Below are 12,240 nucleotides of genomic sequence, written 5' to 3'. Positions count from 1 at the left end.
CACTAAAAAAGCTCAGAATTTCCCGAGCTTTTTATAAATATTGATGAAGGGCTATGAAGGTAGATAAATTAAAGTTTACTAGTCTTTTATTTTATATTAATGAGATCTATAAATTTAAAAGATAAACTGCTCGTTTTTTACTCCTAATACGTTATGGTATTTAAATAATAAATATACATAATAAAGTTAAGGAGCAGCCATGAATACCCCGCAATCAGATCATATCCCGCAAGAAGCCTTTGATTGGTACGACGAATACGCCCACGGTTTAATGGACCGACGTACATTTATGAAAAAACTAGGTGGGTTAGCTGCACTTGGTTTTTCAATGAGCGTACTAACCAGTGCCCTGTTACCTAATTATGCGTTTGCAGAGCAAGTATCATTTAACGATGATGATATTAAAGCCACCTACGAAGAATTTGATTCGCCAAACGGGCATGGTAAAGGCAAAGGCTACTTAGCTGTACCTAGCAAAATTGAAGGTAAACTGCCGGTTGTATTAGTTATTCACGAAAACCGTGGTTTAAACCCATATATTAAAGATGTAGCCAGGCGCTTAGCCAAAAAAGGCTTTATTGCCTTTGCACCCGATGCGCTCTTTGCGCTTGGTGGCTACCCGGGCAATGACGATGAAGGCCGCGCCATGCAAAAAACCATGGACAGAGCTAAAATTCAAAACGATTTTGTAGCTGGGGCTCACTTTTTAAAAAATCATTCGAATAGTAACGGCAAACTGGGAGCTGTGGGCTTTTGTTTTGGTGGTTACATTGTTAATTACTTAGCGGCGGTTGAGAGTGACTTATTGAGCGCGGGCGTGCCTTTTTATGGTACTCCTGCCAGTGAGTCACTGCACAAAAATATAAAAGCGCCTTTAATGATTCAATTAGGTGAGCTTGATAAACGCGTTAACGCTACATGGCCTGATTATGAAAAAAGCTTAAAAGCTAACAATGTTGAGTACATTATGCACATGTACGAAGGCGCTAATCATGGTTTTCATAACGACTCTACTGGGCGTTATGATGAGCAAAAAGCAGAACTTGCTTGGCAGCGTACCTTAGCGTTTTTTAATGAAAAACTAAGTTAATAATAAGGTAATGCCACCAGCTTAAAATGGGTGGCATTTTTTAAGTTAATTGAGCTCTGTAATGTGTAAAAGCTCACCAGATGGTCCCCATAAATAAATCACTTTACCCCACGGCTCTTGTTTTATCCCTTCAAAGCGAATATCAAAGTGAGTTAACTTACTAATAGTGTTAAAGGCTTCGTTTATGTTTAATACGCACACTTGCAGCATTAAATTTTCAGCAAATTCTTGGTTGTAGTAACGATTAATACCAATCGACTTAAATATTTAATCATTCTAGCGTGCTAAAAGCGTTATAAATTTCTTATGTAGAACAACTACATGACGATATTTATGCCTTGTTATCACGCTATTTAACTGTCGCTATAAATGCCTAATAACTTAACACGATTGGTATAAAAACAAACTACATTCACCTGATGTTGCAATACTTAAATCAGCTGATGCAGGCTCAATAGTAAAGCCAAGCGCCTGATAAAAGTCGCACGATTGCTGATAATTTTTACACGGCACAAACACTCTAATATCATCAACTTGCATTATCAGTCCTTCATTAGCCAAGCACGCTTTTATCAATAATCCCTTTTGCAATAAGGGCTTTTAAAATACCGGCGCTTTTTTCTCTAAAGGCATCGCGAAGTAAGCGCACCGCCGGAGTGATTGACTGCCTACTTGGGCACACCAACCAAAGCTCTGTAGGCGTGGGTTTAAAGCTTGGCATAACACTTATGACATTACCGGCAAGTAAGTCGTTAGACATATCTAAGCACGATTTAACCGCCAGCCCCTTGCCCGACACACACCAGCGCCTTACTAAATCTCCATCGTTAGCCGCATGGCCACCGTGCAATTTTACTTTAAACTCTTCGCTGGCATCGCTAAATACCCATACATCTTTAATTATATCTTGCAGTTGATAAAACAGCCCTTTATGTTCTGTTAAATCATGAGGATGAGCAGGCGTGCCATGTGTATCAAGGTAGCTTTGTGCTGCGCATAAAATACGCGGTACGTCGCAAATTTTAAAACCGTACATGCTGGCATCGTTAGGTTTACCATAACGCAGTGCAATGTCGACCGAGTCACGATAAAAGTCGATATTACTGTCGCTAATATTGGCGCGCAAGCTGAGCTGAGTGTGGGTTTGCATGAACTCGTCAAGCCAGGGGATCACAATGTTGCGCCCTAAATCAGAAGAAAGCGCAATACGCAGCTCGCCATCAATTATATCGTCATCGCTTTTAAGTGTATTTTTGGCTTGTTCAAGCATTGCCAATGCTTGCTGGCATTGCGGAATGTAACGCTCGCCGGCTGCAGAAAGCCTTAAATGGCGAGTGGTGCGTATAAATAGTTCAAAACCTAAAGCCTGCTCTACCCTTTTAACAGCAGCACTTGCTGTGGCGGTGCGCATATCTAAATTTGATGCTGCAGCAGTAATACTTTTAAACTCTGCCACTTTTAAAATTACCTGTAAGTCTTCTAAAAGCATTGTGTATTAATCCATTATCAACTTAATAATTTAATTATTATTTTTGGCAAAATTAAGCGCTTTAGGTTTGCTTACAGTGTATTGAGCAATCAAAAAGTGATTTATTGTCTATTTATATTTGACAATGCTTATCTATTGCGCGGTTTATCAATATAAAGGCAAATATTACACTGTACCCAACAGCTAGTCACTAACCACTATTTATTAAATTAGGACAATCTTTAAGGCGTTTATTAGTAAACCCAGCTTTTGGGCAGTAATAGTATGTTTAAAAAGAAAATTTGTTTAAAGCAATCGCTCGCTTTATCAATTAACTAATATTATTCGATAAAGATTCAATTATTACCCTGTTTATCACATAAAAATTCTCACCTATTATTCACCTCAACGCAAGCGAAGTCATTTAGGCTATTTAAATCGCTTTACTCTATTTTTTAGCATAACGGGTATCACAGTATGAAACGATTAAAAACCACTTTAGCAATAGCAACCCTGTCATTAGCCGCAAGTGCTTTTTCAAGCGCCTATGCAGCAGACGTTGGCCCCCTTGAAACGGTGACTACTTTTAATAAATATCGCGGCGCAGGTATAACTATAACACCTGCAGGACGAATGATTGTAAGCATGCACCCGCTTGATGCACCAAAAACGCGAGTAGTTGAAATTATGGCAAACGGTGCTCAACAACCTTTCCCTAGCGAAGATTGGGCTGACGGCCCCGAGCTTGGCAAAGTTGGCCTTGCAGCCGTAATTGGCGTACATAGCGACAGCAAAGGTGTGGTGTGGATTTTAGACATGGGCAGCGAGCAAGTAGCTGCAAAACTAATTGCCTGGGACAGCGTTGCCAATACCTTAGTTAATACCATTGAATTAAATAAAGACGCTGTACTTGATAACTCGTTTTTACAAGACTTTGTTATTGATGAACGTAACGACAAAATTTACATTGCCGATATGTCTTTTGGTAACTTTATGGGCGCCACTAAACCTGCGTTTATTGTTGTTGATTTAAAAACCGGCGAATCAACGCGTGTACTTGAGGGCAATGCTAAGCTAATGCCAGAGGAGCGCGATATTGTCATCGAAGCCTCTCCTGTTGCGTCTAAATCAGCAAAAGGTGAAACAACAAACCTACGTTTTGGTTTAAACCCAATTACCATTGATGATAAAAATGAATGGGTATACTTTGGCGCATTTACAGGCACAAGTGTTTACCGTATTCCGGCAAAAACGCTCGCTGATAGCACGTATTCAGATGCTAAAAAAGCAAAAAGCATTGAAGTTTTTGGCCCTAAAAACCCAAGCGATGGCATGACCTACGCGCCAGGTGGCGGTATTTTAGTAACCGACCTTGAAAACAATGCCATTGGCTTAACGACTAAAGGCCACTACGAAATAATTGTTCAAGACAAACGATTATCATGGCCTGATAGCCTAGCAGTGAGCAATGGTTGGATTTATGTAACACAAGATCAGCTCCACCAGCACCCTGCATTTAGCCAAGGCTTTGGTAATGCAAAACCACCTTACGTATTAACGCGTTTTCGCTTTAATCAAAAATAATTAATTATTTTTATAAGCCAGCCATACCCGCTGGCTTTTTAGGAGTTAAGTTATGTTACTCGATACCCCTATTTGTGACTTTGGCTGGCAAGCACCCAACTTTACGTTAAAAACCCCGCAAGGCGAGCCTTTTACCTTAGCCGACAACCTAGGCGAAAATGCCTTGTTAATCATGTTTATTTGTAACCATTGCCCTAATGTGCAACGTATTGCAAGGCGCTTAAGCGAAGATACCGCGTTATTAATAAACGAAGGTATAAATGTGTTAGCTATTATGTCGAACGACTATAAAAGCGTCCCTGCTGACTCCCCAGCTAATATGGAAAAATTTGCTAAGCAGCACGGCTTTTTGTTTCCCTACCTTGTTGATGAAAACCAACGCGTAGGCAAACAGTATGGCGCGGTTTGCACGCCTGATTCTTTTGGTTTCAATAAACATGGGGCACTGCAATACCGTGGCCGCTTAGACGATGCAAAAATGAATGACGATGCACATCGCACTCCTGAGTTAGTTAATGCCATGCGCCAAATTGCGGCCACAGGCAAAGGTCCTGAGCAGCAAACACCCAGCATGGGCTGCTCTATAAAATGGAGTAATTCATTATGAGTACAGTACATTTAAAATTGGGCGTAACCGATTTATCGTTTCACCATGTTACGGCCTCTTTAGTGAGCCATGTTTTAACTGATATGGGCTTTAACGTTGAGCGTATTTATGCGCCGCATCAAGATAACTTTAAAAACCTTAAATCTGGTGAAGTAGATTTACTCGCCTCAGCATGGCTGCCTTCAAGCCACGGTATTTATAAAGCCGATGTTGAACAAGTTATGCCACTCGTTGAGCTTGGCTTACATTATGAGCCATATGCACACTGGGGCGTACCAGATTACGTACCGCAAAGTGCAGTAAACGAAATTAGTGATTTGCTAAAGCCAGATGTGCTTTCAAAAATGCAAAAAACAATTCAGGGCATTAAGGCCGGTGCTGGTATTACCCGTTTTTCTATTAATATGATGAAAGAATATGGGCTGACGAGCGCAGGGTATGAGTTTTTAACCGGCACAGAGCATGACTGCTTTAGCGCGTTTGAAAACGCCGTCGCCACCCAAACCTGGTGCGTAGTGCCGTTATGGAAGCCACAATTTTTGCATAACAAGCACACAATACGTGAGCTTAAAGAACCACAAGGGTTACTAGGCGTTGTTGATAGAGCTGTTTTACTCCTAAGAGAAGATAAACAAGCGCTGTTTAACCAAGCACAGTTAAACACCCTTGATAAATTACGCTTTTCAAATGAGATCATTGCCGAGCTTGACTATAAAGTATGCAAAAACTTACAACCCCTCGATGACGTAACGCGTAATTGGCTTAATAACAATCCAATTAAATAGTAATTTGTGCTTTGTTTTTTTTAAAAAGGCTCAATATAGACACTACTTGGCTAAAATAGCCACTTAACGGAGATAACCATGACCCATCCAATTATTAATGATTTAGAAAAACGTTATACAACTAAACGCTACACAACCAAGCGTATTCCTCAAGATGATCTAGATGTAATTTACGAAGCTATGCGTCTTTCTCCTTCATCTATTAACTCGCAGCCGTGGAAATTTATTGTTATTGAGTCAGACGAAGCTAAAGAGCGTATGCACTCTACGTTTGCTAATAAATTTCAATTTAATCAGCCGCATATTAAAACTGCATCGCACGTTATTTTATTTGCTTACAACCCTAAATATAAACGTGATGACTACGCACAAGTCATTGATGCAGACATTAAAAATGGCCGTACTCAAAGTGAAAACCGTGAACAAGCGTTTGGCGCGTTTGCTTTTGTTGATATGAATACCGATGAGCAAGGCAACAATGCAATGTGGACCAAAGCGCAAACTTACATTGCCCTGGGCAACACAATGCACGCCGCAGCACGCTTAGGCGTTGATTCAACACCTATGGAAGGTGTAGATGCACAGCTTATTGGTGAAGTGTTTGAACAAGAGCTCGATGGCTATATTTGTGATGTAGCGTTGGTACTTGGCTACCACGATGACACTGAAGATTATAACGCTAAGTTACCTAAATCTCGCTTAGCAAAAGAGCAAGTTATACAGGTTTTATAAAAACCTATTAAAAAAGCTTAGCGCTAATGAGTGCTAAGCTTTTATATTCATTTTATTTTTTAGCAATAGCTTGCAGTACCGACGCTAAACCCGTGTGGTATGTGCCTTCAAACACTTCTCGCTTTAATTCTTCTAAATGCACAAAGCTAAGCTCGGCTAAGTCATCTTGTAAATCGCTTTTTGAGGTTTTAGTATCGACACTTGGGCCGCCTCCGGTATTATAATTTACTTGCTCAGGCGTATAAGCCTCAAGTAAAAACACCCCACCTGGCTTTAAATCTTTAACAGCGCGCTTATATACCGCTGAACGCACGGCACTTGGTAAAGGGCAATAAATAGACACTACTGCATCCCATTTTTCTTTTCCAAAATCAAACTTCGCTAAATCGGCGTGTACAAGCTCAATGTTTACGTTGTGCTCTTTGGCAAGCTTTGCCGCTTTTGCAAGCCCTACTTTTGAGCCATCAACCGCGGTAACGCTGTAACCCATTTTTGCTAAAAATACCGCATTTCGTCCCTCACCTTCGGCTAAGCTAATAACATTGCCTTTAGGTAATTGCTTATAGTGCTCGGCTAAAAAATCGTTTGGCTGCTTGCCATAAGCGTATTGCTGAGTGTTATACCTTTCATCCCACATAATAGCTCCTGGTATTATTTTGCGTATTCATAGCGTTGAATAAGCCTGATTAATAATTCCACTAATAATATGTAGTGTAAATAGGTAACTAATTTTTAATGTTATTAATATACTACTCAGCCATGCTCACGCACACTGCTAAGTGCTGGATTAAAAGGGGGGATTTTCAGCGCTAAATAAAAAAAGCCAGTGACGAGGTCACCGGCCAAAAGAAGGCAATACGAAGGGAGTCGTACTGGCTGTTAAAACTTTTTCAGTATTCGTTATCTTAATAACGGCACATGAGATTCTAATGCTTGATAGTTCATCCATTGGTTTAATTGCTCTGGCCAGGTAATGGTTGGCTCGCAATATAAACCGCGTAATATAGAAAAATAAATAGCGCTATCAAGCAAGCTTAATGACGTTTTACCATTATTAATATTGAGCTGTTTTTCGGTGCCAATTAAAAATTCATTTACTTGTAAAACGATCTCAGGAGTTGATGCTATTAGGTTTACAAAGTTAAGCTCTGTCGATTGCTTGTTATCTTCCCACGCTATGCGGCTAGATTCTGTTTTAAACTCTTTTAAATCAAGTAATGGCCAGCGCGGCAAACCAATTTGCAATAAAGGCGCAAACGAGCCACCTTGCCACTCAATAGCCCCTTGCGTTGGCTTGTTTGATTCGCTAGAACCAGCAAGTTCAATAAACAGGCTAATAATTTCGTTACTTTCACTCATAACAGTGCCGTCATCCATTTCAAGAATAGGTACCATTTTTTTACCAATTAGTTTTGTTAGTGTTTCAGTGTCGTCGTAATCAAGTACAACGTCATCAAGCTTAATGCCTAATTTACCTGCTACATATTTAACACGCGCACAAAAAGGACAATGAGAGTAACTGTATAGTTTCATAATTAATTAAAGCCTAAAGCGGGTTAAGTACCTATGCCCGTAAGATACCCAAATAGTCAGCGCAGAAAAACCGCATTTAGGTTGAAACTTTATCTTGTAAAAATTGATAATCACGCTTTAATACCAGTCCGCATAATTAAGTGATCTATTTTGAGGATGGATAAACGTGTTGATAGCAAGGCAAAAAATTCGCTATTTAGTCGTTCTAAATGAGAATTTTTTAACGCAGATAGCGACACGTTTAGCCCCTGAAAATGATTAAGCGTTAATGCGGATTGGTATAAGTAGTAAATAACATAAAAAAACACGCCATAAAGGCGTGCTTAATTTACACATTATAGTTAGCGCCCTATTACGCCCTCAGCTAAAGGTTTAAATCTAAATATGTAATAGGGTGCTTTATTTTGAGCATTGCCGTTATTAAGTTGTGCCGAAAGCGGCAATTGCGCAGCGCCGGTGTACATGTAACCCTCAGGTCCAATGCTTACACCATCTGGCCAAATCATGTTTTTATCGTACGTGTAATCACGGTACGTACGTGTTTTGGCGTCAATAACGCCCACAGTACGCTCACCCACTATGGTTAAATATAAATTATCATCAGCATCAATACTTAAACCACCGTTTACTGGTTTTTGTGCGTATTGCTCTACACGTTCGCCTAGTTGTTTATCGGTTAATTGCTCGTTAGCAATGTCGGCCATTTTTATACGGTAAACATACTTTTTATTAAGCGGAGCAAAGTAAAGCCATTGCTGCGCGTTATCAAGCACAATGCCATCGGCACCAATAAAGGCATTAAGTTGCTTTTGGTTATCAGTCCCTTCATCAATCATTATTGGCATTGTGTAATCGGGTAATGCACTTTCGTGACCTTGCAATACTCGCCGGCTCTTACCTGTTTTAGTATTAACGATAATAAGGACGGCTTGCTTGCCATTTCCGCCATCTGCAATACCTTCATCAGCGATCACCAATGTATTGTATTTGCTCGATATAGCTAAATCATTAAGTTGAGATTGAGCAACCGATATAGGGCTAGGTAAATAAATAATTTTATTAAGCTTATTGTTTAGCGCATCCCATGCTATCAGCTTTGGCGTAATACGCGGCTGCGCCTGGCCTGAGTCGAGTATCCATACATTACCTCTGTCATCAGCCCTTACCCCTAATACCCAATTTAAATAGTTAGCGGGATTTTTTAAGCTGCCATCACTTTTATAAGGAGTTTGCATTTGCGCATTAGGAAATGGCACCACATCACCACTTTTAAGAGCTCCCCCACTTTTACTTTTGGGTTATAAAAAGGGTGATAACTAAAAATAAAGCGCTTGTTTTGTGTATACGTAATACCGCCCACAGCACCGTCGGTTTGTGCGTAAACCTCAGCGGGTACCGTGTCATTTGCAAAAGCTGAGGCACTTATTAGCAAGGCTATAGCGCTTAGCCCTAATTTAGATTTATTTAAAAACATAATTTGCCCTACTTTTGCTTAATGTAATTAGCTGTGCCGTCTATCCAGTCTTGTCGAGCTGGGGCAAAAAAATCAATATCTACCGTATCTTGGGTAAAGTGAAATTCGTGCGGTACATTGGCCGGAATCACCATCATGTCACCCGCTTTCATAAGGTATTGTTTACCGCCAGAAAACACTTTAGCCTCGCCTGACATGATCCACGTTACTTGTTCATTAGGGTGTTTATGAAGCGGCACTTTGCCACCTTTTTTAGCCACCCATTTTACAAACGTAGATTGCGTACCATGAAAATATTGGCGTGTTAAATATGGCCCCATTTGCTCTTTGGGTTGGCTGTCGAGATTAAGTAAAAAAGGGGCGTTGGTAATGTGCTGATTATAACTATCCATTATGCCCATTTGGGGTGCAGGCGTTATTTGCTGTTCAAGTTTACTTTGCGCTGCCCATACGCCACTGCTTGTTAAAGCAGTTGCTAATAAAAGCGTGTTAATTTTCATAGTTTCACCTAAATAATAAACTGTGTGCGGCTGCACTGACTATTTAGGTAAAGTTTACAGGCTGAGGATTTTTGAAAAAGCCGCCTAGGCAAGAAACATTATCAAATAAAAACGAGTAATTAATTACTTATTACAAAATATAAACCCAGCAATAAAGCTGGGTTTTACTTAGGTAATGCTTAAAAAACCTTAACTGACCTTTAATTCTTGCATTTGTATGTACTGTACTAAGTCTTCAATCGTTACCACTGTCATGCTGTGTTTATTAGCATAATCACTTACCTGTGGTAAACGCGCCATGGTGCCATCAGGATTAGTGAGTTCACAAATAACCCCAAACGGTTTTAAACCAGCCAGCTGCATTAAATCAACAGATGCCTCGGTGTGGCCGCGGCGAACTAAAACCCCACCTGTTTGTGCTTTTAAGCCAAATACATGGCCTGGGCGCGATAAATCACTGGGTTTGGCGTTATTGGCTGTGGCGGCTTTAATCGTTGTTACTCGATCGGCGGCCGATACGCCGGTTGTAACACCGTGTTTAGCCTCTATTGTGACTGTGTAGGCTGTATTATTTTGGCTGGTGTTGTGAGTTACCATTTGCGGTAGCTCGAGCTGCTTAATACGCTCATCGCCCATACACAGGCACACAATTCCGCTGCCTTCGCGGATCATTTCCGCCATTTGTTGGGTGGTTAAATGCTCGGCAGAAAAAACAAAATCACCTTCGTTTTCGCGGTTCTCGTCATCAACAACAAGTACGCCTTGGCCTTGCTGCAAAGCAGCGATGGCGTTTTCTACGCGGGTGTGGCTTTCGCCAAATTGGCTAAGTAAAGACTGAATCATTATTATATTCCACATAAAAATAAATAGATTCAGGACACTGAAAGGCATGGCAAAACACACAAACTAAATTGCGCACTTTTTGCCACTAAACAGCTTATACCAATCCGCTTAATTAAGTGATTTATTTTGAGATTGGAAAAACGTGTCGCTCAAAATGATTAAGTATTATTGCGAATTGGTATTAAACACGCAGCCACAGGCCACGTGTTTGCATACGCTACAAGCTATATTCTCTTTCATCCGGACTATAACCGTCGGCTCTGGCATCTCACCAGATCTGCTTGACCTTTATTTAATACATTAAAAAACGATTATTAAATAAAGCGCTCGCGGGCTCGTTTTATTCAAAAGCTAATGAGTAAAACATACCGCCGGTGGGGAATTTCACCCCGCCCTGAGAATGTACCGTGAACTTATCTGTTCACGGCCTGCGCATTATACGCGTGTATTTATATGTTATTCAAAATAAACGTTAAATAAGTTCAGTATTTAGTGAGGCATTGAGTACTTTACCTTGGTTAATATCGGCCGTGAGTGAGCATTTTGCGCCATTAACTAAGTTTAAATTTGGCTGCACATGGCCAATATCAGCATCTATTATTACCGGGAATAAACACCCACCCAATGCCACCTCTAGCGCATGGCGGTAATCAAATGCATCGTGATGACTTTGTGTTATTTCGCTGCGCCCTAAAATAAGGCCGTTAATATCATCAAATACACCGGCAAGTTTGAGCGACAGTAAAAATCGTGCCACGGTGGTAGGCGTAAGCTCTGAATTTTCTAGGTATAAAATTAGCCCTTCGTTCGCACTGTGTTTTTTAAAGTCGTGCAATGCTAAAAATGGCGAATCCAGCAATAATCCTACCGTATCAAGGCAGCCGCCAAATAAGCGCCCAGACATCTCTATTGTGCGCTCATCGGTGTAATTTAGGCACTGCCACTGGGTAGGCTCGCTTGGCGCTAGCAGCTCATCGGGGTTTTGTGCGTAATTAGGTTTATTTTTTTGATAATAAGCAGAGGGACCTTGCTCAAATTTACTTCCCGACTCGTAGGTAATGGTTTCAAAAATTTGTAAGCTGTAGGGGTTTGTTTCATCTGGGTGGAGCTGCATTAGGTTGGCACTATGAAGTGTTGCCCATTGGCACTTAGCCGTAAGTGCACAGGCAATTGTGCTTACATCAGAAAAACCCACCAGCCATTTAGGCTTGACCTCTTTTATGGCGTTAAAATCCAGTAGTGGCAAAATTTCCATTGCCAGCTCTCCGCCCATTGGCGGCATAATGGCGGCAACCTCATCGTCTAGCAAAAAGCCCATTAATTGCTTGGCATGCGCTTTTGCATCTAATTCATCACGGGGTTTATTTTGGCGTAAAAACTCCCCTTCTACTACCTCGTAGCCACGGTGTTTTAAACCGTCTATCACTCTATCTAATCGTGCATGGTATTTTTCTTTTAAGCCCGACGAAAGCGAGCAAATAGCAATTTTAGAGCCTACTTTTAAAGGCGCTGGATAAAGTATATTAGCCATGAATGTTCCTTTTAATAAAGTGATTCCACTGTGTAAAAGCCGTTATGCATTTACACATTACCTATATGAATGTACCTATATCAACACGCACAC

At 40.7% G+C, this 12,240-nt stretch carries 15 protein-coding genes and 1 riboswitch; of the genes, 5 read left to right on the top strand and 10 right to left on the bottom strand.

Annotated elements, in window-relative coordinates:
- The first annotated feature begins 199 nt into the window (after nucleotides 1–199).
- Nucleotides 200–1,090: a dienelactone hydrolase family protein gene (locus MTN96_RS11925; RefSeq protein ID WP_054983126.1), complete on the top strand. Its 891-nt coding sequence runs from the start codon at nucleotides 200–202 to the stop codon at nucleotides 1,088–1,090.
- Nucleotides 1,091–1,135: 45 nt separating this feature from the next.
- Here MTN96_RS11925 and MTN96_RS11920 read toward each other — a convergent pair whose 3' ends face one another.
- The 3 genes from MTN96_RS11920 to MTN96_RS11910 all read right to left on the bottom strand — a co-directional run bounded on the left by MTN96_RS11920 (nucleotide 1,136) and on the right by MTN96_RS11910 (nucleotide 2,579).
- On the bottom strand, nucleotides 1,136–1,300 hold the full coding sequence (locus MTN96_RS11920; protein WP_232510967.1) for a hypothetical protein: 165 nt from the start codon (nucleotides 1,298–1,300) through the stop codon (nucleotides 1,136–1,138).
- Nucleotides 1,301–1,471: 171 nt separating this feature from the next.
- Nucleotides 1,472–1,630, bottom strand: a complete 159-nt coding sequence (locus tag MTN96_RS11915) for a hypothetical protein (protein WP_004589679.1) — start codon at nucleotides 1,628–1,630, stop codon at nucleotides 1,472–1,474.
- A 13-nt stretch (nucleotides 1,631–1,643) separates the two neighbouring features.
- Nucleotides 1,644–2,579, bottom strand: coding sequence for a LysR family transcriptional regulator (locus tag MTN96_RS11910; RefSeq protein ID WP_029774282.1), 936 nt, complete (start codon nucleotides 2,577–2,579; stop codon nucleotides 1,644–1,646).
- 456 nt (nucleotides 2,580–3,035) lie between these two features.
- Between MTN96_RS11910 and MTN96_RS11905 the strand changes: the two genes are divergently transcribed.
- The 4 genes from MTN96_RS11905 to MTN96_RS11890 all read left to right on the top strand — a co-directional run bounded on the left by MTN96_RS11905 (nucleotide 3,036) and on the right by MTN96_RS11890 (nucleotide 6,266).
- Nucleotides 3,036–4,142 carry a major royal jelly family protein gene (locus MTN96_RS11905; RefSeq protein ID WP_248531699.1) on the top strand — a complete coding sequence of 369 codons (1,107 nt, stop codon included), beginning with the start codon at nucleotides 3,036–3,038 and terminating at the stop codon, nucleotides 4,140–4,142.
- Nucleotides 4,143–4,194: 52 nt separating this feature from the next.
- Nucleotides 4,195–4,749 (top strand): thioredoxin family protein, encoded by a 555-nt coding sequence (locus MTN96_RS11900; RefSeq protein WP_248531697.1) that lies wholly within the window; start codon nucleotides 4,195–4,197, stop codon nucleotides 4,747–4,749.
- On the top strand, nucleotides 4,746–5,534 hold the full coding sequence (locus MTN96_RS11895; protein WP_248531695.1) for a glycine betaine ABC transporter substrate-binding protein: 789 nt from the start codon (nucleotides 4,746–4,748) through the stop codon (nucleotides 5,532–5,534). Before MTN96_RS11900 ends, MTN96_RS11895 begins: the two co-directional genes overlap by 4 nt.
- A 78-nt stretch (nucleotides 5,535–5,612) precedes the next feature.
- Nucleotides 5,613–6,266: a nitroreductase family protein gene (locus MTN96_RS11890; RefSeq protein ID WP_054983121.1), complete on the top strand. Its 654-nt coding sequence runs from the start codon at nucleotides 5,613–5,615 to the stop codon at nucleotides 6,264–6,266.
- Between the two features lie 52 nt (nucleotides 6,267–6,318).
- Here MTN96_RS11890 and MTN96_RS11885 read toward each other — a convergent pair whose 3' ends face one another.
- The 7 genes from MTN96_RS11885 to MTN96_RS11855 all read right to left on the bottom strand — a co-directional run bounded on the left by MTN96_RS11885 (nucleotide 6,319) and on the right by MTN96_RS11855 (nucleotide 12,147).
- Nucleotides 6,319–6,903, bottom strand: coding sequence for a class I SAM-dependent methyltransferase (locus tag MTN96_RS11885; protein WP_248531693.1), 585 nt, complete (start codon nucleotides 6,901–6,903; stop codon nucleotides 6,319–6,321).
- Between the two features lie 263 nt (nucleotides 6,904–7,166).
- Nucleotides 7,167–7,799, bottom strand: a complete 633-nt coding sequence (grxB, locus tag MTN96_RS11880) for a glutaredoxin 2 (protein ID WP_248531691.1) — start codon at nucleotides 7,797–7,799, stop codon at nucleotides 7,167–7,169.
- Nucleotides 7,800–8,140: 341 nt separating this feature from the next.
- Entirely contained in the window at nucleotides 8,141–9,055 is a 915-nt protein-coding gene (locus MTN96_RS11875) for a major royal jelly family protein (RefSeq protein WP_248531689.1), read from the bottom strand.
- Nucleotides 9,001–9,273 (bottom strand): hypothetical protein, encoded by a 273-nt coding sequence (locus tag MTN96_RS11870; protein ID WP_248531687.1) that lies wholly within the window; start codon nucleotides 9,271–9,273, stop codon nucleotides 9,001–9,003. The genes MTN96_RS11875 and MTN96_RS11870 overlap by 55 nt, the downstream gene beginning before the upstream one ends.
- 8 nt (nucleotides 9,274–9,281) lie before the next feature.
- Nucleotides 9,282–9,773 (bottom strand): cupin domain-containing protein, encoded by a 492-nt coding sequence (locus tag MTN96_RS11865; RefSeq protein WP_029774290.1) that lies wholly within the window; start codon nucleotides 9,771–9,773, stop codon nucleotides 9,282–9,284.
- A gap of 189 nt (nucleotides 9,774–9,962) precedes the next feature.
- Complete coding sequence (gene ribB, locus MTN96_RS11860) at nucleotides 9,963–10,616, bottom strand: 3,4-dihydroxy-2-butanone-4-phosphate synthase (protein ID WP_248531685.1); 654 nt, start codon at nucleotides 10,614–10,616, stop codon at nucleotides 9,963–9,965.
- 224 nt (nucleotides 10,617–10,840) lie between these two features.
- Nucleotides 10,841–11,022, bottom strand: a riboswitch (FMN riboswitch).
- A 66-nt stretch (nucleotides 11,023–11,088) separates the two neighbouring features.
- Nucleotides 11,089–12,147, bottom strand: coding sequence for a S66 peptidase family protein (locus tag MTN96_RS11855; protein ID WP_248531683.1), 1,059 nt, complete (start codon nucleotides 12,145–12,147; stop codon nucleotides 11,089–11,091).
- Nucleotides 12,148–12,240: the final 93 nt, after the last annotated feature.

The organism is Pseudoalteromonas sp. 2CM28B, assembly GCF_023161935.1.
Note: the sequence above shows the minus strand (reverse complement) of the source record. Positions and strands in the feature narration are given on the sequence as shown.